This is a genomic window from Pseudomonas sp. Hp2 (assembly GCF_006386585.1).
Taxonomy (GTDB): domain Bacteria; phylum Pseudomonadota; class Gammaproteobacteria; order Xanthomonadales; family Xanthomonadaceae; genus Pseudomonas_S; species Pseudomonas_S boreopolis.
In genome coordinates this window covers 138,036-159,896 of sequence record NZ_VAHJ01000005.1, presented here as the reverse complement: position 1 = coordinate 159,896, position 21,861 = coordinate 138,036, and the positions used below count along the sequence as shown (strand labels likewise).

At 63.0% G+C, this 21,861-nt stretch carries 23 protein-coding genes; 6 read left to right on the top strand and 17 right to left on the bottom strand.

Annotated features, from left to right (window positions below; all coding sequences use genetic code 11):
- Positions 1–2: 2 nt before the first annotated feature.
- Positions 3–497 carry a hypothetical protein gene (locus FD678_RS15680; RefSeq protein WP_140725749.1) on the top strand — a complete coding sequence of 165 codons (495 nt, stop codon included), beginning with the start codon at positions 3–5 and terminating at the stop codon, positions 495–497.
- Positions 498–897: 400 nt separating this feature from the next.
- Here the strand turns inward: FD678_RS15680 and FD678_RS15675 are convergent, their stop codons facing one another.
- From FD678_RS15675 to FD678_RS15665, 3 genes are read right to left on the bottom strand one after another with little or no spacing between them, the layout of a single operon-like run.
- A complete protein-coding gene (locus FD678_RS15675; RefSeq protein ID WP_140725746.1) occupies positions 898–2,178 on the bottom strand; it encodes an ABC transporter permease in 1,281 nt (426 codons plus the stop codon).
- Entirely contained in the window at positions 2,175–3,593 is a 1,419-nt protein-coding gene (locus FD678_RS15670; protein WP_218569768.1) for a DUF3526 domain-containing protein, read from the bottom strand. Before FD678_RS15670 ends, FD678_RS15675 begins: the two co-directional genes overlap by 4 nt.
- Positions 3,594–3,610: 17 nt before the next feature.
- Positions 3,611–4,333 carry an ABC transporter ATP-binding protein gene (locus tag FD678_RS15665; protein ID WP_140725740.1) on the bottom strand — a complete coding sequence of 241 codons (723 nt, stop codon included), beginning with the start codon at positions 4,331–4,333 and terminating at the stop codon, positions 3,611–3,613.
- A 228-nt stretch (positions 4,334–4,561) separates the two neighbouring features.
- On the opposite strand from FD678_RS15665, the gene FD678_RS15660 reads away from it, so the two are divergent.
- Positions 4,562–6,610 carry a TonB-dependent receptor gene (locus FD678_RS15660; protein ID WP_140725736.1) on the top strand — a complete coding sequence of 683 codons (2,049 nt, stop codon included), beginning with the start codon at positions 4,562–4,564 and terminating at the stop codon, positions 6,608–6,610.
- A 42-nt stretch (positions 6,611–6,652) separates the two neighbouring features.
- Here the strand turns inward: FD678_RS15660 and FD678_RS15655 are convergent, their stop codons facing one another.
- The 6 genes from FD678_RS15655 to FD678_RS20675 form a co-directional block, all read right to left on the bottom strand.
- Complete coding sequence (locus tag FD678_RS15655) at positions 6,653–7,060, bottom strand: VOC family protein (RefSeq protein ID WP_140725733.1); 408 nt, start codon at positions 7,058–7,060, stop codon at positions 6,653–6,655.
- A gap of 74 nt (positions 7,061–7,134) precedes the next feature.
- The gene (locus FD678_RS15650) at positions 7,135–7,620 is read right to left on the bottom strand and encodes a VOC family protein (RefSeq protein WP_140725730.1); all 486 of its coding nucleotides are present in this window, start codon (positions 7,618–7,620) and stop codon (positions 7,135–7,137) included.
- A gap of 39 nt (positions 7,621–7,659) precedes the next feature.
- Positions 7,660–8,241, bottom strand: a complete 582-nt coding sequence (locus FD678_RS15645; RefSeq protein WP_140725725.1) for a dihydrofolate reductase family protein — start codon at positions 8,239–8,241, stop codon at positions 7,660–7,662.
- A gap of 27 nt (positions 8,242–8,268) precedes the next feature.
- Positions 8,269–8,709, bottom strand: a complete 441-nt coding sequence (locus tag FD678_RS15640; protein WP_140725722.1) for a VOC family protein — start codon at positions 8,707–8,709, stop codon at positions 8,269–8,271.
- A gap of 23 nt (positions 8,710–8,732) precedes the next feature.
- Positions 8,733–9,164, bottom strand: coding sequence for a YciI family protein (locus FD678_RS15635; RefSeq protein WP_140725718.1), 432 nt, complete (start codon positions 9,162–9,164; stop codon positions 8,733–8,735).
- 215 nt (positions 9,165–9,379) lie between these two features.
- Positions 9,380–9,682 (bottom strand): hypothetical protein, encoded by a 303-nt coding sequence (locus FD678_RS20675; protein WP_256661951.1) that lies wholly within the window; start codon positions 9,680–9,682, stop codon positions 9,380–9,382.
- On the opposite strand from FD678_RS20675, the gene FD678_RS20890 reads away from it, so the two are divergent.
- The 4 genes from FD678_RS20890 (at position 9,566) to FD678_RS15620 (ending at position 12,007) form a co-directional block, all read left to right on the top strand.
- Positions 9,566–9,823 carry a hypothetical protein gene (locus tag FD678_RS20890; RefSeq protein WP_372237536.1) on the top strand — a complete coding sequence of 86 codons (258 nt, stop codon included), beginning with the start codon at positions 9,566–9,568 and terminating at the stop codon, positions 9,821–9,823. The two genes, FD678_RS20675 and FD678_RS20890, sit on opposite strands and share 117 nt — an antisense overlap.
- Positions 9,720–9,986: a hypothetical protein gene (locus tag FD678_RS20445; RefSeq protein ID WP_218569794.1), complete on the top strand. Its 267-nt coding sequence runs from the start codon at positions 9,720–9,722 to the stop codon at positions 9,984–9,986. The genes FD678_RS20890 and FD678_RS20445 overlap by 104 nt, the downstream gene beginning before the upstream one ends.
- Positions 9,987–10,263: 277 nt before the next feature.
- Complete coding sequence (locus tag FD678_RS15625) at positions 10,264–11,004, top strand: hypothetical protein (protein ID WP_140725714.1); 741 nt, start codon at positions 10,264–10,266, stop codon at positions 11,002–11,004.
- A gap of 283 nt (positions 11,005–11,287) precedes the next feature.
- Positions 11,288–12,007: a hypothetical protein gene (locus tag FD678_RS15620; RefSeq protein WP_218569766.1), complete on the top strand. Its 720-nt coding sequence runs from the start codon at positions 11,288–11,290 to the stop codon at positions 12,005–12,007.
- A gap of 278 nt (positions 12,008–12,285) precedes the next feature.
- On the opposite strand, the gene FD678_RS15610 is transcribed toward FD678_RS15620, so the two are convergent.
- The 8 genes from FD678_RS15610 to FD678_RS15570 form a co-directional block, all read right to left on the bottom strand.
- Positions 12,286–12,885 carry an XAC0095 family protein gene (locus FD678_RS15610; RefSeq protein WP_140725711.1) on the bottom strand — a complete coding sequence of 200 codons (600 nt, stop codon included), beginning with the start codon at positions 12,883–12,885 and terminating at the stop codon, positions 12,286–12,288.
- A gap of 451 nt (positions 12,886–13,336) precedes the next feature.
- Complete coding sequence (locus FD678_RS15600; protein WP_140725707.1) at positions 13,337–14,431, bottom strand: hypothetical protein; 1,095 nt, start codon at positions 14,429–14,431, stop codon at positions 13,337–13,339.
- Positions 14,428–14,922: a DUF4365 domain-containing protein gene (locus FD678_RS15595; protein ID WP_140725704.1), complete on the bottom strand. Its 495-nt coding sequence runs from the start codon at positions 14,920–14,922 to the stop codon at positions 14,428–14,430. Before FD678_RS15595 ends, FD678_RS15600 begins: the two co-directional genes overlap by 4 nt.
- 129 nt (positions 14,923–15,051) lie before the next feature.
- The gene (locus FD678_RS15590) at positions 15,052–15,582 is read right to left on the bottom strand and encodes a hypothetical protein (protein ID WP_140725701.1); all 531 of its coding nucleotides are present in this window, start codon (positions 15,580–15,582) and stop codon (positions 15,052–15,054) included.
- The gene (locus FD678_RS15585; protein WP_140725696.1) at positions 15,579–16,430 is read right to left on the bottom strand and encodes a ParA family protein; all 852 of its coding nucleotides are present in this window, start codon (positions 16,428–16,430) and stop codon (positions 15,579–15,581) included. The genes FD678_RS15590 and FD678_RS15585 overlap by 4 nt, the downstream gene beginning before the upstream one ends.
- A 101-nt stretch (positions 16,431–16,531) precedes the next feature.
- Positions 16,532–19,222, bottom strand: a complete 2,691-nt coding sequence (gene aceE / locus FD678_RS15580; protein WP_140725693.1) for a pyruvate dehydrogenase (acetyl-transferring), homodimeric type — start codon at positions 19,220–19,222, stop codon at positions 16,532–16,534.
- Positions 19,223–19,551: 329 nt separating this feature from the next.
- The gene (locus FD678_RS15575; RefSeq protein WP_140725691.1) at positions 19,552–20,271 is read right to left on the bottom strand and encodes a GntR family transcriptional regulator; all 720 of its coding nucleotides are present in this window, start codon (positions 20,269–20,271) and stop codon (positions 19,552–19,554) included.
- A gap of 184 nt (positions 20,272–20,455) precedes the next feature.
- Entirely contained in the window at positions 20,456–21,811 is a 1,356-nt protein-coding gene (locus FD678_RS15570) for an SLC13 family permease (protein ID WP_140725688.1), read from the bottom strand.
- Between the last annotated feature and the right edge of the window lie 50 nt (positions 21,812–21,861).

The window sequence follows — 21,861 nt, the reverse complement described above, 5'->3', positions numbered from 1 at the left end:
TCATGAGACAGTTCCTTGCCATTTTGGCCGCGTCCTCGGCCGCAGCATTGGCTCCTGCGCTCGCATGCACATGCCTGTTCTATGTTCTGGACCATGATCGCCCAAATCCCATCTGGCCATTGGTTCTTCTCGTAGCGACAATTGTTGCGTTCGCTCACACGCTGCTATTCGGCCTAGTTGCCGCAGGCTGGCTACTTCGCATTGGCAAGTTCCGCTTGCTGCCAATGCTGTTGGCAGGCCTCGTCATTGGGGCCGTACCAGCCGCGATCTGGCAGCACCCGTGGGGCCAAACCGGGACGCTATCCAGTTCCTGGGCCAACGGCGTCCAAATAGTGGACAACGGCGTCCTCACCCTGGCCGGCTGGATCAACTATTTCCAGTTCGTCGGCTATGCGGCAGTTTTTGGCGGGATCGGAGCTATCGCGTTCTACTTCACGTACAGGAACATGAGTCCGAACGGCTCATCCAAGCCGGATCCGCTTGGCGGTGCGGCTTGATCCCGGCGTCAGGGCGTGCCGGCGACATGAGCCATGTTTTGCTTTCGGGATGTCTCCCGATAGAGTTCGGAGTATTGGCGAAATTCAAATACGCGTGCGGCCTTCTTGCTTAGTACGGTACTAAGAGTTCATTCAAACCGAGGTTGGTTCGCGGACAGATCATCGACGGAACCCCGGCGCACTTATTCTCGTTTGGCTTGCAGCCAAATGAGCCGGTCACTCAAGTAACAGATCAGGTTGACTTCCTACGACCGACTTCTGGTCAAGCGCGACGGCCTTGCTTGGCATGACGCCTTCAGCACCATGGTAGCAGTGCTTCCATTGCCTGACAGAGTTCCCTCCGGCGAGCATCACATCGTGGACTGATGATGGCCATACGGCCAAACCGCAAAAAGCGACGTCACCCCTGCCCCGCCCTCGTGCCGGCCTGTTCCGGCGAGAACACCGGCGCCGCCTGGTAGTCCTCCTCGTCGAAGCGGCGGTCCTCGAACAGGTAGCCGTAGTAGAACTGCCTCAGGCGCGCGTGGTATGCGCGGATGCGGTCCTGGTAGGCCAGGTGGGCTTGCATGTCCGTCCCCGCCATGCGCGTCAGCGCCGCCTGCAGTCCGACGGGGGGCAGTAGCCAGCCCAGGGCCGTCGCGGCGGCCGAGCGCCTTTCGATGCCATCCCGGTACGCTTTTGCCAGCGGGGCAACGGCGTCATCGCCGTTCTGGTGGAACGCCAGGTACCACTTGTAGTGGAACTCCGTGCCCAGCGGCGCCGAATGGCTCCACTCCGGATACCTGGCATAGAAGCGTTGCATGGTCTGCTCGCGGGGAATGTCCCACGCGTGGTTGACGGCCTCGCGCTGGGCGCGGGCGATCTCGGCGCCTTGGCCAACGGGTATGGCCCGTTCGATCGCCACGTTCGCCAATGCCGGCACGATCAGGGCGATGGTGGCCCACGTCGCGGCCAATGCGGCTGCATTGGCGCCCGAGTTCCAGCCCCGGCGGGCGATCAACACGCCCACCGCCGCCCAGAACGCGAGGTAGGCCAGCATCAGCGCCAGGACTCCCGCGATCTGCAGGACCGGTACTCCTTGCTGGCAGGCGGCGACGGTGAACGGCAGGCCCAGGCAGAGCGCCAGCGCCGACAGGCGCACGGCCGAACGCCGGGCATAGAGGCCGCCCAGCGACCCCGGCAGGCTGGCAAGAAGCCTTTCCCGTCCGGACTCGGTCTCCGACGAGCGGATGTCGTGGAAAAGCACGATCACGAACAGCGGCGCAAGGAAGGTCAGCAGGAAGGCGAAATCGAACCGTCCTGCCAGTGCCAGTTCGGGATTGAACAGGTCGCCGTCGTGGATCTGTGCTTCGAGGCCCAGCGCGCGCACTCGCAGGATGAACGGCGCCACGTCGCGCATGCCCACGGCCGAGAACGCCAGGGGCGATGGCGGGTTCCATGTCGGGTGGAACGAGTAGTAGGCGGCCTGCCCTGCATCGCCGGAGGCGCCGTGCGCCTTGATCGCGGCCGCCATGTCCTCGGCCTGCAGCGACGGGATCCGCTCGATGGCCTGGCACTGGCTTTCGATCCTCTGGATTCCGGAGAGCAGGCTGGCGACCGCCAGCAACGCCAGCAGGCACAAACCCGCCACGGCGATCCTGGAGCGCAGCAGGAGCGCCCATTCGTAACGCCAGATCTTCATCGTGCCCCACCCACGCGGCGCGCGCTCGCGGCGAGCAGGAGCAGGCTGGCCGCGAACCACCCCAGCAGGACCAGCAGCCTTGGCAGCATGTCCCCGAGCACGGCCGCCGCCGGGCGCGGTCGGAAGTCGAAGCGCGGAATGGCCTGCCAATGGTGCCGGTCGATCCGCTTGCGCTGGTCGGCGCCCGCGTCCTTGGCGGTATCGTCGGCGTAGCTGACCGCATCGGCCTGCAGCTGGTTGAGGTCCTGGACCATCCGGTACCTGTAGGCCTCGGCCTGCGAGATGAACTGGAGATGCGCGGCCAGGTCGGCCGCGGCCGCGGCCATCGACAGCTGTGCCAGCGCGATGGAAGGGCTGAGCAGCGCGAAGCGCCCGACCAGGCGGTTCTGGTCGTTCTGGATGCGTGCGCTGCGCTCGCCATAGTCGTTGAAGAGCGCCGAGGTCATGCGCTCGCCTTCGACGGCCAGCAGTCCCTTGTAGTTGACCGGCAAGTCCTCGATGCGCGAGACGCCGTATTGATCCAGCACCCGCTTGCGGAACGCGGCGAAGTACGGGTCGTCCGGATCGTGGCTGTCGCCCAGCGCGCGCACGTCGCGGCCGATGGCGACCTCGGTCTGGAGCCGGTCAGGGAGCACATGGGCCGCATGGGCGAAGTCGGGCGCGACCCTCGGCACGAGAAGCGTGGACACGGCCCACACGGCGACCAGTGCCAGCAGCGCGTCGCGCCTGCGCGACAGCAGCGCCGAGGCGGCGGCGACCAACGTGCTCCACGTGCCCAGGTAGACCGCATACCCCAGCATCAGGACCAGCGAGATGGCCAGCGACCCCTCGGGAGCGGCGGCCAGGATCGCCAGCCCGACGAATGCGGGAAGCATGAACAGTGCCGCGACCGACCACAGTGCGGCCAGCTTGCCCAGGACGATGGCACGCGTGGATGCGCCCTGCAGCAGCAGCTGGCGCAGCGTGCCGCGCTCCCGTTCCTGGGCCAGTGCGCCGTAACCCAGGAAGATCAGTACCAGGGGGGCCAGCACCTGCAGCACGAACGCCGGCGTCAGCTGGCCGAACCGGGTCAGGATCGAGCTCTGCATGACATCGCCGAAGTTGGCGGTGTTCTGGCGATGCCCCTCCAGGAACATGCTGCTGCCGGTGAAGGGATCCACGCCCGGGTCGAAGGCGGCCAGGGCCGACGGCAGCCGGTAGACGAAGTGGCCGTAGTGGACCACCCGATGGGGATGGCGATCGGGCTGCGCATCGAACGCCTGCTGCGCGGCGGCCTGCTGCCGGGCACGGTACTCGGCGGCCGACCGCATGTGGTGCGACGAGACAAGCGTCGCGGCGATCGCCAGGAGGGTGAGCAGCACGATACCGGACAGCGCGGTGCGATCCCGCACCATGGCGCGCAGCTCGTTGCGCATGACCGATTGCCAGGCCCTCATGCAGCGTTGGCCCGGCCGGCGAAATGGGCATGCAGCGAAGGCAGGTCGAAGTGCGCCCGCTCGGACTCGTAGGCGATGCGCCCGCGCTCGAGCACGCCGATGCGATCGGCCACCTCGATTGCCCCCATCAGGTCATGGGTCACCATCAGCACGGAAGTGCCGCGGGCCCGCACCGATTCCAGCAGCTCGTGGAAATCGGCGCTGGCGCCCGGATCCAACCCGGAGGTCGGTTCGTCCAGGAGAAGCAGCGGAACCTGGCGGGCAAGCGCGATCGCGATGGCGACCTTCTGTCGCATGCCCTTGGAGAAGCCGGCCAGGCGCTGGTGCCAGGCCGTCTCCTGCAGGCCGACCGCGCGCAGCGCGACCGTGATCGTCTGCCGGTCGGGCGTGCTGCCGCTCAACGACAGCAGATAGTCCATGTTCTCCACCGCGCTCAGGTGCTCGTAGAGCGCCACGTTCTCCGGCAGGTAGGCCAGCTGGCTGCGCGCCTTTGCCGGCGCTTCCCAGGGCGTGATGCCGGCGACCTTGGCTTGCCCCGACGCGGGCTTGAGGAATCCAAGCAAGACCGAAAGCGTCGTGGACTTGCCTGCGCCGTTGCCGCCCAGCAGGGCATAGATGCTGCCCGCTTCGACCCGCAGCGAGAGATCGGACAGGACGGGTTTGCCGGCGTAGGCAACCCGAAGGGCGTGGATGTCGACGACCGGCTGTGAGGCGTTCAAGGCAACGGGATCCCGGGGGCTGGGCCCGGCAATCTATCATGAAATGATATTACATAACATAAACTGCATCGACATCGGTGCTTTGGTCCCGGCACGGCGGCCAGCGCATGCACTGCCCTGCGGCTGCCCACGCCGGGGTTGGCCGCCAGACCCATCAAATGTTACGTTATAACCAATCGACGGCCTGGGCCGTCGCTGTCCGCTGTTCCCCTCCCTACCTGCATGCCCATGAAAATCCGCACTCTGGCGGCCGCGATCGCGGCTGTCTGCCTGTCCACGCAGGCCTACGCCCAGTCGGGCGATTCCGCCCTGACCCTGGGCAAGGTCGATGTGCACCAGCACGCCGACGGGCAGCTCACCGCGCACCAGGTGCTGACCTCGGTCGACGTGCTGGGGGCCGACCAGATCGAGGACAAGAACGTGTCGCAGAGCTGGGAGCTCCTGGGCCAGATGCCCGGCATCCAACTGACCGAAACCCGCCAGGGCGCGGAGTCCGGCAAGGTCAGCTTCCGCGCGTTCAACGGCGAGGGCTACCTCAATGCCATCAAGACGCTGATCGACGGCATCCCCAGCAACGTCAACAGCGGCAACCAGCGCTTCATCGACATGCTGTTCCCGCTGGAGATCAGCTACATCGAGGTGGTGCGCGGCACCAACGACCCGCGCTACGGCCTGCACAACATCGGCGGCAACGTCAATTTCGGGACCCGCCAGGGCGGCAACTACACCGATGCGCGCCTGGGCTACGGCAGCTACGACACCCGCAGCGCGCAGTTGGCGATCGGGCGCGAGGGCAACGATTTCGCGCAGAACTACTTCCTCGGCTACCAGGATTCGAACGGCTACCGGGCCAACGACGCCTCGAAGAAGTACGGCATCGGCGGCAAATGGTTCCATGGGAACCTGGAAGACGATGGCCTGCGCGTGGGCCTGACGGCGCGCGCCTACCACAACGAAGCCGAGGAGCCCGGCTTCATGACCGCGGCGGAGATGAAGGCCGACCGGCGCGCCTCGGAGCTGCGCAACCGCAACGACGGCGACGATCGCGACATGCGCCAGTTCACCGCGAGCGTCGACTTGAAGCTGGCCGACGATCTCTACTTCGGCACCAAGCTGTACTACAACCGGTACGAGGACGACCGCCGCATCACCTTCAGCGACCTGCCGACCGGCAATGCCCCGCGGCAGCGCCGCATATGGGACGAGCGGCAGGCAGGCATGCTGGGCGCCCTGACCTGGAACGCCAGCGACGTGCTCACCCTGGAAGGCGGCTTCAACTACGAGCAGCAGGACAACCGCTACCAGCGCTTGCGCTTCAGCTATTCCGAGCCGACCGACTTCTGGACCACCCCGGCCAGGATCCAGAACGACGAGCGGCACACCTTGGACAACTGGGGCGCCTACGTGCAGGCCATCTACCAGCCGATCGAGGCGTTGAAGATCGTGCCGGCCTACCGCGTCGACCGCTACGACGGCGATACCCGCCTGGTGGACGGCAGCACCGGCCGGCTGCAGCGCTACGGCAACATCGACCAGCCCAAGCTGAGCGTGGTGTACGCCCTGGCGCCCGGCGCCAACGTCTACGCCAACTGGGGGCGCACCGCGCAGGTCCTGACCGGCGGCACCGCCCCGGCCTACCTGACGCCCGGGCAAGGCGCGATGAGCCCTTCCACCAACACCGGCATGGAACTGGGCATCAAGTTCAGCCCGTTCCGGGGCGCGCAGGCGCGCCTGGCGATCTGGCAGCAGGATGCCGAGAACGAGATCTCCAACATGCCCGCCACCGGCACCACGGTGCAGTTGGGCAAGACCCGGCGCCGCGGCGTGGACGCGCAGATCACCGCCCACCTGGGCGAGCGCTGGACGGCGTGGGCGTCGCACGCCTACCAGGAGGCCAAGATCGAGCACGATGGCCGCCTTGGCGTCGAGTCGCTGGAAGGCAACGAGGTGGCCGCCGTGCCGCGCTACATCAGCAACATCGGCCTGGACTTCCAGGCCACCGAGGCGCTGAAGCTCGGCCTGCAGGGCCGCGCGCAGGGCGATTACTACCTGGAAGAGAGGAACGTGGCCGGCAAGTACGGCGGCTTTGCCGTGCTGGACCTGAGCGCCCGTTACCGGATCAGCCCCGCGTGGAGCCTCGACCTGCAGGTGAAGAACGCCACCGGCCGCGAGTACGCCTATGTCTGGTACGACACCTTCTTCCAGGCCCAGGCGCAGCCGATGCTCTCGCCGGCGGCCGGCAGGCAGCTCTACGTGGGCATCGACATGAAGCTCTGACGGTCCGGCCGCGCAGCATGGGCTGCGCGGCAGCGCCACGCTTCAGGCGCCGGGGAACTCGGCCTCGTTCATGTAGGCGATTTCCCAGGTGTGCCCGTCCAGGTCCTCGAAGCTGCGCTGGTACATGAAGCCGTAGTCCTGGGGCTCGCCCGGCTCCTTGCCGCCGGCGGCCAGCGCCTTGTCCAGGATCGCATCGACCGCGGCGCGGTCGGGCGCGGACAGCGCGACCAGGGTCTGCAGTTCCTTGTGCGCGTCGGCGACGGCTTTCTTGGTGAAGCCCTGGAAGAACGGGCGGACCAGCAGCATCACGTGGATGGTGTCGCTGACCACCACGCAGGCCGCGTTCTCGTTGGTGAACGTCGGGTTGATGCTGTAGCCGAGCGACGTGTAGAAGGCTTTCGACTTTTCCAGGTCGGCGACCGGCAGGTTGACGAAGATCTGGGTGGGCATGGTGAGGCTCCTGGGCGTGTGGGTCCGGCCGGCCGCGAACGGCCGGTTGGCTGGGGATTCGGGGTGTACGGGGCTCAGCCGCGGACGGCCGCTTCGATCGTGGCGACGTCGATCTTCCGCATCTGCATCATCGCGTCGAACGCGCGCTTGGCGGCGGCGCGGTCCGGGCCGGTGAAAGCGTCGAGCAGGGCGACCGGGGTGATCTGCCACGACACGCCCCATTTGTCCTTGCACCATCCGCAATGGCTTTCCTGGCCGCCGTTGCCGACGATCGCGTTCCAGTAGCGGTCCGTCTCGGCCTGGTCGGCGGTGGCGACCTGGAACGAGAACGCCTCGCTCTGCGCGAACGCGGGGCCGCCGTTGAGGCCCACGCACGGGATGCCCATCACCGTGAACTCGACGGTCAGCACCTTGCCCTCCTTGCCCGACGGATGATCCGCCGGCGCGTGATGGATCGCGCCCACCGACGAGTCGGGGAAGGTCTCGGCGTAGAAGCGCGCCGCGCCTTCCGCATCGTCGTCGTACCACAGGCAAATGGTGTTCTTCGCTGGCTTGCTCATGTGTTTGCTCCTTGTTGGATCTTGGCGCCGGGGCCGGTCTCAGGCGGCCTTCAACGGCCCGGCGACCTTGTAGGTGGTGATGGCGAGACCGGACGGCGTCGTAGTCGTCCCGATCCGCTCGAACGCCCGCGGCGGCGTGCCTTCGGCAAAGAGGCGCTTGCCGGTGCCCAGCAGGACCGGATAGACCGCCAGTACGACCTCGTCCGCGAGTCCGTGTCCGAGCAGCGTCGAGGTCAGCGTGGAGCTGCCCCAGAGCACCAGATCCGGCCCGTCCTGTGCCTTGATGCGGCGCACGTCCGCGACGACGTCCGGCCCGAGGGCTTCGAACGGGCCCCACTGCAGGCTTTCCGGGCGGTGGGTGGCGACGTACTTCCTGGCCGCATTGAGCCCGTCCGACAGCGGGCTGCTTGGCGCCTTGGGCCAGTAGCCCGACCAGATGTCGTAGGTGCGCCGGCCGAGCAGCAGGTCGAAGCGCGGGCCCTGCACGACGGTGAGCGCATCGCGTCCTTCGGGGGTGCGGTACGGCAGGGTCCAGTCGGCGTAGGGGAAACCGTCTTCGTCGGCGGAGTGCTGGATCACGCCGTCCAGCGAGATGTGTTCGAAGATCCTGAGCTTTCGCATGTCGCCTCTCCTTGTCGTGTGGGCGCGTCAGGCGGTGGGCTTCATGCAGTTCACCATCCACGGCTTGCCGTAGCGGTCGACCAGCATGCCCCAGCGCTGCGCCCAGAAGGTCTCGCCGATCGGCGCCACGACCTTCCCGCCCGCGGACAGCTCGGCGAAGATGCGCTCGGCCTCCTCGATGCTGGCCACGTCGATGTTGATCGTGGTGTTGTCGACCCCGGCCACCGCCTCCCCGCCGCATATGCCGGCGGCGTTGTCGGCGCCCATCAGTTCCGCGCCCTCGGCCAGCAGGTGGATGTTGGCGACCTGCGATTTCATCTCCTCGGGCATCGGCGGCGCGCCTTCCATCGGCGGCATGTCGCCGTAGCCCACCACCGACAGGATCTCGCCGCGCAGCACCCGGGCGTAGAAGTCGAAGGCCTCGCGGCACTGGCTGTCGGCGAACATCAGGTAAGGAATCAGCTTCATCGTGGTATCTCCGGCTGTCGTGGTCAGTGGGCGGCGCTGGCGCGGGCGGCGGCTTCGGCGAACACGCGCTGTTCCTGCTCGCGCAGTTCCGGGGTGAAGGCCTCGCCGAAATCCTCGGCCTCGAACACCGGGCGGATCTCGACCTCGGCGCCGCCGTCGAACGGGGCGCGCTTCAGCCATTCCACCGCCTCCTCCAGCGAGCGCACCTGCCACAGCCAGAACCCGGCGACCAGTTCCTTGGTCTCGGCGAACGGGCCGTCGATCACGCTGCGCTGCTTGCCGTCGAAGCGCACCCGCGCCCCGCGGCGGCTCGGGTGCAGCCCCTCCCCGGCCAGCAGGATGCCGGCCTTGGACAGGGCCTCGTTGTAGTTGCCCATCTCCGCCAGCAACTGTTGCGAAGGCATGACGCCGGCTTCGCTATCGGCATCGGCCTTGACGATGACCATCACTTTCATGTCGTTCTCCTCGGTTAGGGCCGGGATTGCCGGCTTTCACTAGGTACGACGGTTGAGGATGGCGGAGATCGACAGGTGGCCGGAAATTTTTTTCTGCCCGGGTTTGTTGCGGCGCGTCATGGCGAGGCGGCAAGGGAATGGCCCCGTCCGCGACCCTTGGCCCGGCTGCGGATCGCCGGTCCAGTTGCGCCGCCGATCCCGGCCAGGGTGGACGATCAGCGTGGACTAACGGGGTCAGGTTGGCTTCCTGCGATGTAACGCGTCGACTTCCGATCAGATGTGGCGGCGCTACTCGATGCCGGCAATGGCGCTCTTCCGTCACGCTCGTCGGCATGGCTCGACTCCCGCGCATCGATCTTCCCGGCATCCCGCAGCACATCATTCATCGGGGCAACAACCGGCTGCCCTGCTTTCTTGAAGATGGCGACCGCGTTCGCTGTTTGCACCTGCTGCATGACGCCATGCTTGCCACCGGGTGCCAACTGCATGCCTACGCGCTGATGAACAATCACGTACATCTACTCGCCACGCCGCCAGAGGCCGGAAGTCGGGAAGATGATGCAGCGTGCGCACTCGGCGCTGACGCCGCATCCATCCTGGCTTGTCCTTGGCAACGCCCCAGTCGAACGATCCAGCGCATATCGCGCCTTGCTCGATGAAGCCCTGCCCGGCGAATTGCTGGCTGACATCCGCATCCACCTCCAACAGCAGCGCGCCCTCGGCCATGACGCCTTCCGCGCGATGGTCGAAGCCAAGACCCATCGCTTCGCCGGCGTCAAGCCCAGGCATCGACCTCGTAAATCCGCCACTCCTGCCCCGTAAGGAACCTGACCCCGTTAGCCTCACGTCGATCCCTACTGCCGTCATCGCGATTCTCCGATAGAGTTGACCCGCCGAGAGCATCGCGCCCGGGCCCACGCTTATCGATACGAGAGTTGCCCCGTGCAACTTTCCGAGCGTAGGGCGCGAGATCCGGCGTGTGGATCCTGCTGAATTACGGTGCTGCTACACCGAGGCGTTATCGGGCTCACACGCCGGGCTCTCGGCGCTTACAGTAGGGAAAATGGAAGACATAAGGCATTAGCAATCTGGAGTATCCATGCTTGATAGCATTTCCGCATTACTCGAAATTGGTGAAAAGGCTCCGCCGGCGATCGATTACTTCTATATGCCGCCGCGCCCACAATGGGTACCAGACATAGCCTTGAAGAAAGCCCATCAAGATCGAGAGTTCTTGCTCTCGGTGGTTGGCCTTCACAACCTTTCATCGAAGGTTCTGTCATCAATCCGAGTGAAGCTTCCTTTCGCACCACAATACGACCCCATTGTAGATGTATTCGGCGCATCGGCTGGAATATCGGCAAGTTACGAGTCAAGTAATCATGTGGTGCAAATTGCAAGACTTGATCCAAGCGAGAAGATTTATGTTGCCATCTTTCTTTCAAGCGCGGAGAGCTCTCGCTTCACCGAGCCTCAAGTGATAGTCGGAGAGCGGCTACTTTCGCGTGGCATGAGAGCGGTTGGCTATTTCAAGAAACGCCCCAAAGAAGTACTTCTTTTTGGCGGACTATTAGTATCTTTGTTTAGCTCACTTGCCTTCGTCGGATATGCAGCCTACCAAGTATCATCGCTTAATCCAAGGACCAAAGCGCTTAACGAAGCGATTGCCGGCATTTCTGGTTTCGGCTGCGTACCGACGGCATATGAAAAATCGCAGGTCAACCAATCGCTACTTGCACGTCACCGACTCGGAGAGCCATTTCTGTTTCGACTCAATAATGTCGTTACGCACAAAGATCTTTTCGAAAAAGAATATATTATTATTTGCCAAGATCGCTAAGCGGGACGGTAGTCCCTCCGCCAATAAGCTGACACCAGAAGTGGAATTTTCTTGTACGCTTTACCGAGGAGCCCGCTTCATCGATAGTCAGATCATCAAACAGTAACAGAGTAACAGGGTCAGGTTGGCTTACCCGCCAAGAAGTAGACCTGCCCTCGCCTCTTCTCTCCGCTACGAGATCCATGCGTGGATCGCGGGCAGCGCCTACGCGATGGCCGTTGTTTCCATGGCTCCATTTCGGCAGAGTAGAAAATGGACGTGGCGCAAGGAGAAACCAAAGCGAATGGAAGGCCAACCGGACGACGTTGTGCACGGATCAGACAGCGTGACGAGAGACGAATCTGCCCTGGCGGATCTGAGCTTTCCTGCGCTCGCCACCGCGATGGCGCACTACCTGCAGGACACTGACCAAAACCGCGCAGGCTGGCTCGAGCGGTGGAGTTTCGCCATTGGCATGCTGGGTGCGGGTATCGGCATGCTGCTCGGTTCGATCTTGGAAGGAAGGATCAGCTTGGTCTTCGCCGTGTCTGGCCTTGCCATCGAGCTAGGTGGACTTTTCCTATCGCTTGCGCTGCAGATCAAGCGCGAGTGGCCAGGCTTTCGGCACCCTTACACACAGCATGCCGCAGACATGGAGCGCGAGTTCCACCACTACCACGCCATCGTCGCGGCCTTGCGCACCTTCCCGTTCGAACAACGCCTCCAACGCGAAGCATTCATGCGCAATCGTAGATTGAACATGCACGAACGCTTGGGGCTTTTCACCGGCGGGATGGAGCGACTGGGCATCATCCCGCTGATGCTGGCGCTGTATCTCCAGTTGAAGGATTGGCACTGGGGTGATTGGAGCGTCCTGGCAAACATCACTCTGATCCAGGGTGTCCTGGCCTTCCTCCTGCTATTCGCCTACGTGATGTCCTGGCACCTCATCAGACTGCGGACCCGCGTACAGAGCTATGAGCAGCTGCTTGCGGAGGCCAATCGGCGGGACGCCACCACTTAATTTCCTTCGTTCCCTTTCCCCCCCTGGGCACCAATGCCTTCCAGACCATGGTCCATGCCATGACCCAACGCTTCGCCGGCGTCAAGCCTGCTCACCAGCCACGGAAAACCTCTTTCACCGACGATAAGTGAACCTGACCCTGAGGCTTCCCCGGGGTGTACTGGCAGCCCAATTGCTTGAGAACCAAGGAACCACCCACTGGTTGCCGTAGACCACGGCAGCCGGTGGGTCCAGTGGATCGTCATTGAGCGTTGGGAGGGTCGATAGCAGGACTGCCATCAATGGAGCCGCGTGTCCTCGGCAGGCGGCGCGATCCGCTTCACCGCATAGACCGCCCGCTCCTCGCGCATACCTTTGGGCTTGGGCTCACGCAGCGGCTGGCGCTCGATCTGCTCCAACAGCATCCGCACCTCGTTCATCGCATCGCAAATCGTGTCGCCCACCGCCGGCAGTGCCTGGCCGGCACGCTCGGTCGCATCGCCGACTGCAAGCACCCGGGCATGGGCCGATGCGGTCTCGATCAGCAGGTTGAGCCGGTCGATCTGTTCCAGCGTGACCCGGAACGCGCCGCCGCCTGCGTCCGGCATCACCTCGCCGGTGACATCGAGCCGGGCCATGTTCTCCCTATCGGCACGCTGCGCCGGGTAGGACACCTCGTCCAGCACCAAGTCCACCTGATCGGCCAGTAGCTCCAGGCAGTACGCCAGCTCGCCCATGCACACCTTGGGCTCGGCAGCGCGTTCTTCCGCCTGTGTGCGCGGGTGCGCCAGCCGGGCCAGGAACTTGACGTGGTCGCTCAGCCTCACCAGCCGGAACTGGCTTTCCTCCGGCAGGAAATAGCCCGGCATGTCTTCGTCGTCCAAACGGTGGTGCGACATCGTTGCCTCCTCGTTCCATGAAGGATTCGCCCACCACGAACGGCGGACGGGAAGTCGGGAGGTTCGAAACCGTACATAGTCGGCGGGCGTATTCCCCTTGCGGGTGTTGTATTAGCCGCCCTCCCGACGCAGGCATCGCGTCAGCTGCACCTGCGAGCAGGCAGGCACAAAAAATCCACCGGTTTGACGGAGGTGGATACCGCTATGTACGGAGTTTCGACGCTCCTTAAAATCGAGAATGCTACCGAAGCCAAGTCAAGTCAATAGGGGGATTACGTATGACGGGGTCAGGCTCTTCCTACTAACTTTAAGGAATTACTTCGGACCCACGATTACCATATTAGACGATGTCAACAATGGCGTTCATCCATCACGCTTGCCAGCAGCCACAAGCCTGTTACACCAACTGCGAAAACCTTATGCGCTAAGTGATAATAAGATCTTACCTAAGTTACTCAAAGAGCTCGAAGTTACCATAAATCCTAAATCCAGTCGGCTCTACCATGCTCGCAGTTCGAGGAGTCACGATGACGTTTCCACTGACCCGCACAAGCTGCTTGTTCTCGTGAGCGTGAATCGCACCCGGATACTCATTTATACCAAGCTGTACGCTAACACTGCGCTGGACCCCATTGGAAAGCGTTGTAGCGACACGCACAACTCCCGCATCTTGTTCTGCACGTCTATCTAGGCGCTCGACAACCCCGATTATCGTCTCATTCAGCAATGTGTAGGTCTGGCGAAAGTACTCAGCCGCAACACGCAGGTGAGGTTGGTGTGACGGTGGGAACTCAATTATGGTTCTTGGAGATGGCGCGAGCTGGTCAACAGCATCCGCACTCAGTGATATTTCGACTGTACGGGCACGATCCTTACCGGAAAATTTCGCAATTGCATCACACAGATTTGCACTTGCACCTCGTGTAAGTGCCTCTTCAAACAATATTGTATTCCCAGATTCCTCGTATTTTTCCAATGCGCTTTTGAGGCCAGTCAGTGCCGAACCGAGCACACGAGTGGTCACACGTGCAAAATCCATTGGCTGATCATTCTGTGGTGGATCTTTACAGAAGACATGGATCACGTAACTGCCATGCGTGGTCTGTCCGAGGCGAGCGCTCTGTAGAAGCGCCGACACCAATGCGGGTGGACGCCCCTGATATAAAGGACGTCTTTCCAAAGCAGCGTTTGCTGCTGCGGATATTAATTCCTTTGCATTCGCGTTAAGTGCTATACCGTCCTCAAGAGGAATGCTTCCGTCATTAACATCACGGTGAGCAACGCGGATTGACACAAGGTTTTCCGTAAGCTCACGAACTTCCCGAATGATCTCACTGACGACACTATCCTTAATTGAAGCGAGCTTTCGCAGGGATTCATTTAGTAAAAAATCTTTATCAATCGCCTGTTCCGTAGGCAGCAATAGTTCACCTCCCTTTTCACCTTGGCATCTCCATACCTCAATGAAAGCATCAGGCGTACTGACAAGCGACCACTGCTGAGTTGTTAAATATCCACGCACCTGCTGCAGAGTTACATTACTCATGTATCTCTCCGCTCGCTTGCAAATAACAATAACTGAGCGAGCGATGAACTCGTCAATCGTTGTGCCAATGGGACGCTAACAGTTATCGACCCTTGTTCAATGTTCGGGAGCCCCTTAAGGGATACCCAATAGCAGCGAGATCTAAGTAACGTCCCCTCGTCGACGTGCTGCGACCAATCATCGCAGCTTTCAGGCACTTCCATCACTGCCAGATAGCGCGGAATGCTAAGCCTTACTTCTCTTAGATCGTCATAGTTCTTACGACCCAGCGGAAAACTAATGTTGTCACCCACCCTCAAATCTTGGTGTGTGCATTTGAGCTGAAAACTGATCTGTGGATCACGAATCAGCCCCGGAAAGTCTTTCCCGATGAATGTGATATCGATACTGTCGTTGTCAACTGTGGGCGTAGCGTAGTTAATTCCCACTTGTGCGGCTAAGGCCCCTACATAGGCACGGTTGAACTGCTCCTTGCGTGCAGTGATATGCATAGACGTAGTTCCCCCTGATGCACCAAATCCTTACGGCGATCACTTGGCTGCTAAGTAGTGCCGATGGGCGAGTGCGCCGATATGCACTCACGGCGCGCTAGCAGCCGGCAAAGATTCCGAAATCTTGACCTAGTCGGCCTTACGTCCAATCAAAAAGTGCGCCAGTTGCTTAAACTCTCCCGCGTCGGAGCTACCTATTCCCGATTCAGCATGTCTAACTGCGGTCTCGATGTCGTCCGGAAGAAGTCCTGACAGCTCGAGCAATAGCGCAGCGATAGTTTCGCTACGTCCTTTTCCTGGCTTAAAGCCTTTCGACAACGCTTGTCCAAATCGTTTGAGTTCTTCGGCGCCGGGCAAGAGTATACCTTCATTCAGCTTCCGCTCAAAACTAATGAGCTGGCTATAGGAAGCAGGATTGGAGGCCTTCAAATCCATCATTCGCCTCTTAAATAAATCTTTTCCGCCAGAAGTACGCGAAGCGCCACCTATTACGGACTTTCTCACCTTGACACGAGACAATGATGAAGATACAAAATAAATTAGATCATTATCAAATCCAGCTCGTTCGAGTATTTTTATGGCAGCAACAATATCTTTCTCGCTATTGCTATTAATTATTTCAGCGATTTTAAGTGCAATTGCGATCGGGGCATTCTTCATTTCGCACCTATAGCCTTTAAGAACTGCTCGCCCACGCTATTAAATTCGTCCTTAACATACTCACGAGCGTAATCAGTCAAGAATATTGGGGCACTTTGTCTAGAGCCAGCGGGATAGGAGTCAGAATGATAAGCCACCTCCTCGAACACTGGCCAACCAAAATCATTGGCCAGCGCCTCTACATTTTTTCGAGATTTAATCTGCTCAGGAGGTGCACCGGTCCGCCTCAAATCATTAAAGATAATTCCGGCGATATCCAAGTCTTGATGCTGATGCATCAGCTTGAACTCATTCAAAGACCTCGCAAGAAGCGGCAAGCCAATGGTGGCTAGAAACTCCGGCCTCACCGGAACCACCACGTATCTGCTTGAACGGTAAGCCGCGGCCGTCAAGATCGACTCAGTCGGAGGACAATCAATTATGATCAGATCATACTGATCTGACACTTTAGCAAGAAACTGGGGAAGCAACTGAGATTTTTCAGTCGGGTTTTTCAGCGTCCACGACAACTCTAGCCGCGCGGGCACCAAGTCCAGCTGACTTCCATCCTTCCAACGACGAACACGATGGATTAGCTTAAGGGGATCCACCAACTGCGGCACTCCGGTGTTTCGCTTGGGCGCAGAAAATTGCTCGAAGATGTCTACAACAGTGGGTTTATCGGAATCGAGATAGGCGAGGTAGCCCTCAGCACCCATAAAGTATTGGCTTAGGTTCGATTGCGGATCTAGGTCCACTGCCAGCACACGCATGTTAGCCTGCCATGCACAATACCACGCTAAGTTGAAGGCAAGCGTCGTCTTCCCGACTCCACCTTTCATATTTACGAGAGATACAGATACTGCCATGTCGACCTCCTTATCTTCGTTGTCATGTAGGACTGAGTGACGAATCAATTTTCCCTATGCAACTTCAAAAAACGGGGCCCAAAGGCCCCGTTTTATATCAATCAAACCCCAACCGGATTAGCCTTCTCAGGATCAATCTTGTACTGCTTGATCGCCCGGGCCACATCCTTGCCGGTCATCTTGCCTTCCTTCGCCAGCGCGGCGATGGCGGCGTGGGCGATGTAGTACCTATCCACCTCGAAGAAGCGGCGCAGGTTGGCGCGGGTGTCGCTGCGGCCGAAGCCGTCGGTGCCCAGCACGGTGTAGCTCATCGGCACGAAGCTGCGGATCTGGTCGGCGAACAGGCGCACGTAGTCGGTGGCGGCGATCGCCGGGCCCTGGCGGCCTTCCAGCAGCTGGGTGACGTAGGCCTTGCGCGGCTCGGCTTCCGGGTGCATGCGGTTCCAGCGCTCGGCGTCGAAGCCGTCCTTGCGCAGCTCGTTGAAGCTGGGGCAGGACCAGATGTCGGCGGTGACGCCGAAATCCTTGTCCAGCAGTTCTGCCGCGGCGATGGCCTCGCGCAGGATGGTGCCGCTGCCCAGCAGCTGCACGCGCAGCTCGCCCTTCTTGGGCTTGCCGGCGTCCTTGAGCAGGTACATGCCCTTGATGATGCCCTCCTCCGACCCGGCCGGCATTTCCGGATGGGCGTAGTTCTCGTTCATCAGGGTGATGTAGTAGTACTCGTCCTTCTGCTCTTCCATCATCGCCTTCATGCCGTGCTGCAGGATGACGGTGACTTCGTAGCCGAAGGTGGGGTCGTAGCTGCGGCAGTTGGGGATGGCGCCGGCCAGCAGGTGGCTGTGGCCGTCCTCGTGCTGCAGGCCCTCGCCGTTGAGCGTGGTGCGGCCGGCGGTGCCGCCGAGCAGGAAGCCGCGGGTGCGCATGTCGGCGGCCTGCCAGGCGATGTCGCCCACGCGCTGGAAGCCGAACATGGAGTAGTAGATGTAGAACGGCAGCATCGGCACGTCGGACACCGAGTAGCTGGTGCCGGCGGCCATCCACGAGGCGATGGCGCCCGGTTCGCTGATGCCCTGCTGCAGCACCTGGCCGCTCTGGTCCTCGCGGTAGTACATCAGCTGGTCGGCGTCGACCGGCTTGTACTTCTGGCCGAACGGGGCGTAGATGCCGATCTGGCGGAACATGCCCTCCATGCCGAAGGTGCGGGCCTCGTCGGCCACGATCGGCACGATGCGCGGGCCGATCTCCTTGTCGCGCAGGGCGATGTTGAGGCTCTGCACGAACGCCATGGTGGTGGAGTAGGTGCGCTCGCCGCTGTCCTTGAGCAGGCGCTCGTACTTGTCCAGGCCCGGCACGGCGAAGGACTTGCTGGCCTTGGTGCGGCGCTGCGGCAGGAAGCCGCCGAGCGCGGCGCGGCGCTCCTTCATGTACTGCACCTCGGGCGAGTCCTCGCCCGGGTGGTAGAACGGGATCTGCTCGGCCTCGGCCAGCTGCTTGTCGCTCACCGGGATGTTGAAGCGGTCGCGGAAGTGCTTGACCGCCTCGTCGTCGAGCTTCTTGGTCTGGTGGGTCGGGTTGAGCGACTCGCCGGCCGAGCCCATGCCGTAGCCCTTGACCGTCTTGGCCAGGATCACGGTGGGCATGCCCTTGGTGTTGACGGCCTGGTGGTAGGCCGCGTAGACCTTGTGCGGGTCGTGGCCGCCGCGGTTGAGGCGCCAGATGTCGTCGTCGCTCAGGTTGGCGACCATCTCGCGCGTCTCCGGGTACTTGCCGAAGAAGTGCTCGCGCGTGTACGCGCCGCCGAAGGCCTTGCAGTTCTGGTACTCGCCGTCGACGGTCTCCATCATCAGCTTCTTGAGCACGCCGTTGGTGTCCTTGGCCAGGAGCGGATCCCAGTACGAGCCCCACAGCAGCTTGATGACGTTCCAGCCGCCGCCGCGGAACACGCCTTCCAGTTCCTGGATGATCTTGCCGTTGCCGCGCACCGGGCCGTCCAGGCGCTGCAGATTGCAGTTGACGACGAAGATCAGGTTGTCCAGGCCCTCGCGGCCGGCCAGGGCGATGGCGCCCAGGGTCTCCGGCTCGTCGCTCTCGCCGTCGCCGATGAAGCACCACACCTTGCGGTCGGACTTCTCGATCAGGCCGCGGTGCTCCAGGTACTTCATGAACTGCGCCTGGTAGATCGCGCCGAGCGGGCCCAGGCCCATCGACACGGTCGGGGTCTGCCAGAACTCGGGCATCAGCCACGGGTGCGGGTAGGAGGAGATGCCCTGCCCGTCCACTTCCATGCGGAAGTTGTCGAGCTGGCTCTCGCTGATGCGGCCTTCCAGGAAGGCGCGCGCGTAGATGCCCGGGGCGCTGTGGCCCTGGATGTAGAGCAGGTCGCCCGGGTGGTTATCGCTCGGGGCGCGCCAGAAGTGGTTGAAGCCGACGTCGTACAGCGTGGCCGAGGACGCGAACGAGGCGATGTGGCCGCCGAGGTCGCCGGGCTTGCGGTTGGCGCGCACGACGGTGGCCATCGCGTTCCAGCGGATGATCGAGCGGATGCGCCATTCCAGCGCGGCGTCGCCCGGGCTCTTGGCCTCGTTCTGCGGGCTGATGGTGTTGACGTACTCGGTGGTCGGCGAGAACGGCAGGTAGGCGCCGGCGCGGCGGGTCTGCTCGACCATGCCTTCCAGCAGTTGGTGAGCGCGCTCCGGGCCCTCGACATCGATGACCGCCTTGAGCGATTCGAGCCACTCCTGGGTCTCGAGCGGGTTCGGATCGTTCTGCAGTACTTCGTTCAACCAATTCATTAGCAGCGCTCCCAGTGCGCACGCGTGTGTGCGCCAGCAAAGATTTCTCGAACTCCGAAGTGTAACCCCACGCCTCGCCCGCAACGAGGGCTACGGCGGCGTATGGAGCAGAAAATGCAGCGATTTTGCTGCCTTCGATTCGCTTGCGGAATGGCCGCCATTCGCGATCGAAATGGTGCACTGCGGCATTGCGGTTGCGATGGGCCGGGCATGCGCGACCGGGGCCGTCGCCGTGCGAACCCGGCAGCGCACGGCGCCCGGAAACGAAGAAGCCAAGTCCGGGAGGACTTGGCTTCGCATGCCCGCGCGTTCGTGCCGCGGCGCTTTCGTCAGATCCCGCCCGAGCGCGGCAGCGGCGCCGGCACGTTGAGCATGCCGCCGCTGGCGACGTAGGCGGCCAGCGCCTGGCCCTGGCTGAGCAGGTGGCGGTTCATGGTGCGCTCGGCGGCTTCCGCGTCGCGCCGGCGGAAGCACTCCATCAGTTCGCGGTGCTCGGCCAGCGACTGCGCCATGCGCCCCGGGGTGAGCAGCTGGCGGCCGCGGTGCATCTTGAGGATGCGGTGCAGGTCGTGGGTGACGCGGATCAGCCACGGGTTGCCGGCGTACTCCTGCACGGTCTCGTGGATGACGTAGTTGTTGCGGTAGTACTCGGCCAGGTCGCCGCGCCCGGCGGCGGCTTCCATCGCGGCGTGCAGCTGCTCCAGCTTCGCCAGGCCGGCCTCGTCGATGCGGCGCACCGCCTCGTACGCGCAGCGGCCTTCCAGCATCGCCATCACCGGGAACAGCTGGTTGAGGTCCTCCAGCGACAGCCGGGTGACGCGGCTGCCGCGCCCGGCGTCGATCTGCACCAGGCCTTCGGCGGCGAGCAGCTTGAGGCTCTCGCGCAGCGGCGTGCGGCTGATGCCCAGTTCTTCCGCCAGCGCCGGCTCGTCGATCCATTCGCCCGGCGGCAGTTCGTAGTCGTAGATCTTCTGGCGCAGGCGCTCGGCCACTTCTTCGTAGAGCGGCACGCGCTTCTTGCCGGTGCGTGGAGCGGGAGCGAGCGTCATCGTGACGGTGCGGGCGGGAGCGGGAGATGCGGCATTCTAGTGCGGTACCGTCATGGAACCGTCATCCCGGCATCCGCGGGCATGGCCGCGGCGGCGAGCCGCGCCCGATGGCGCTTCGATCCAGCCCTCGGGCGCAGGGCCCGAGGGCGTGCACGGATCGGCACGGCCTTGCATGCCGCCGGGCCTACATCCAGCCCGGCACCACGAACACCAGCCAGGCCGCCAGCGGCCCCAGCGCCACCACCAGGCCGCTGTAGACCAGGAAGCGGCGGAACAGCGCCTCGCGCTCGTCCTTGGCCGCCGAGGCCACCACCAGCGCGCCGTTGGTGGAGAACGGGCTGACGTCGACGATGGTGGAGGAGATCGCCAGCGCGCAGATCACGCCGGCCGCGCCGAGATGGCCCTGCAGCAGGAACGGCACCGCCAGCGGGATGGTGGCGCCGAGTACCGCGGCCGAGGACGCGAACGCGGAGACGATGCCGCCGACATAGCAGACCAGCAGCGCACCCAGCAGCGGGATGCCGATCTCCGACACGCCGTTGCCGATGAAGTCCACCGCACCGGCCTTCTCCAGCACCGCGACGTAGGTGACCACGCCGCTGATCAACAGCACGGTGGACCAGCTGATGCCCTCGACCGCGCCCTTCTGCGCCGACGGCGACAACAGCGCCAGCGCCACCGCGACGGTGATCGAGACCAGGCCGACGTTGAGGTTGTAGACCAGCGCGGCCACGCCCAGGCCGAGCAGGCCGACCAGGGTGATGGCGCGGTCGCGGGTGAGGGTGACCGCGGCCAGCTCGGAGGCGTCGTGCGAGAGCAGGCCCTGGCCGGCGCTGACGGTGGCGCCGTGGCCCTCGATCGCGAACGCGCGCTTGGACGCCTGCGGCTCGCCGTTGCCATTGACGCCGACGGCGGCCACCGGTTCCTCGCGCCGGCGCAGCAGCGCGATGCCGCCGAAGGCGAAGAAGCAGATCAGCGCCATCATCAGGTTGAAGCCGAGGCTGGTCAGGAACACCGCCATCTCGGTGACTTCCAGCCCGGCCTTCTCGACCACCTTGTTGGTAATGCCGCCGTACACGCTGATCGGCGAGAAGCCGCCGGCCTGCGCGCCGTGGATCACCAGCAGGCCCATCATCAGCGGGTTGATCCGGTACTGCTTGGCGAAGCGCAGCGCGACCGGGCCGATGATCGCCACCGCGGCCGGGCCGAGCGCGCCGAACGCGGTGAGCACCGCGGTCACCACGAACATCACCCAGGGGATGGCGACGATGCGCCCGCGCACCGCGCGTACCGCCCAGTGCACGAGCAGGTCGATCGTGCCGTTCTTCTGCGCGATCGCGAACAGGTAGGTGATGCCGACCAGGGTCAGGAACAGGTCGCCGGGGAAGCCGGACAGGACGGCCTTGCCGTCCATGTCCAGCCAGATCCCGCCGATGAGGAAGGCCAGCGCGAACGCCACGGCGCCCATGTTGATCGGCAAAGCCGTGGATACGACGAACATGATCACCAGGCCGATGATCGTGATGACTTGCGGACTCATGCGCCCTCCCGAGACACCTGATTCGCTTGCGAATGGCCACCCGCCATTCC

Bases quoted from the DNA above. Each gene is read 5' to 3' on its own strand.
- FD678_RS15610 (WP_140725711.1), bottom strand. From the start codon at position 12,885: ATGTCGCACCACCGTTTGGACGACGAAGACATGCCGGGCTATTTCCTG.
- FD678_RS15595 (WP_140725704.1), bottom strand. From the start codon at position 14,922: ATGCATATCACTGCACGCAAGGAGCAGTTCAACCGTGCCTATGTAGGG.
- FD678_RS15680 (WP_140725749.1), top strand. From the start codon at position 3: ATGAGACAGTTCCTTGCCATTTTGGCCGCGTCCTCGGCCGCAGCATTG.
- aceE (WP_140725693.1), bottom strand. From the start codon at position 19,222: ATGAATTGGTTGAACGAAGTACTGCAGAACGATCCGAACCCGCTCGAG.
- FD678_RS15635 (WP_140725718.1), bottom strand. From the start codon at position 9,164: ATGAAAGTGATGGTCATCGTCAAGGCCGATGCCGATAGCGAAGCCGGC.
- FD678_RS15675 (WP_140725746.1), bottom strand. From the start codon at position 2,178: ATGAAGATCTGGCGTTACGAATGGGCGCTCCTGCTGCGCTCCAGGATC.
- FD678_RS20675 (WP_256661951.1), bottom strand. From the start codon at position 9,682: ATGTACGTGATTGTTCATCAGCGCGTAGGCATGCAGTTGGCACCCGGT.
- FD678_RS15600 (WP_140725707.1), bottom strand. From the start codon at position 14,431: ATGAGTAATGTAACTCTGCAGCAGGTGCGTGGATATTTAACAACTCAG.
- FD678_RS15660 (WP_140725736.1), top strand. From the start codon at position 4,562: ATGAAAATCCGCACTCTGGCGGCCGCGATCGCGGCTGTCTGCCTGTCC.
- FD678_RS15570 (WP_140725688.1), bottom strand. From the start codon at position 21,811: ATGAGTCCGCAAGTCATCACGATCATCGGCCTGGTGATCATGTTCGTC.
- FD678_RS15625 (WP_140725714.1), top strand. From the start codon at position 10,264: ATGCTTGATAGCATTTCCGCATTACTCGAAATTGGTGAAAAGGCTCCG.
- FD678_RS15590 (WP_140725701.1), bottom strand. From the start codon at position 15,582: ATGAAGAATGCCCCGATCGCAATTGCACTTAAAATCGCTGAAATAATT.
- FD678_RS15640 (WP_140725722.1), bottom strand. From the start codon at position 8,709: ATGAAGCTGATTCCTTACCTGATGTTCGCCGACAGCCAGTGCCGCGAG.
- FD678_RS15620 (WP_218569766.1), top strand. From the start codon at position 11,288: ATGGAAGGCCAACCGGACGACGTTGTGCACGGATCAGACAGCGTGACG.
- FD678_RS15585 (WP_140725696.1), bottom strand. From the start codon at position 16,430: ATGGCAGTATCTGTATCTCTCGTAAATATGAAAGGTGGAGTCGGGAAG.
- FD678_RS15645 (WP_140725725.1), bottom strand. From the start codon at position 8,241: ATGCGAAAGCTCAGGATCTTCGAACACATCTCGCTGGACGGCGTGATC.
- FD678_RS15650 (WP_140725730.1), bottom strand. From the start codon at position 7,620: ATGAGCAAGCCAGCGAAGAACACCATTTGCCTGTGGTACGACGACGAT.
- FD678_RS15575 (WP_140725691.1), bottom strand. From the start codon at position 20,271: ATGACGCTCGCTCCCGCTCCACGCACCGGCAAGAAGCGCGTGCCGCTC.
- FD678_RS15655 (WP_140725733.1), bottom strand. From the start codon at position 7,060: ATGCCCACCCAGATCTTCGTCAACCTGCCGGTCGCCGACCTGGAAAAG.
- FD678_RS20445 (WP_218569794.1), top strand. From the start codon at position 9,720: ATGATGCAGCGTGCGCACTCGGCGCTGACGCCGCATCCATCCTGGCTT.
- FD678_RS15670 (WP_218569768.1), bottom strand. From the start codon at position 3,593: ATGCGCAACGAGCTGCGCGCCATGGTGCGGGATCGCACCGCGCTGTCC.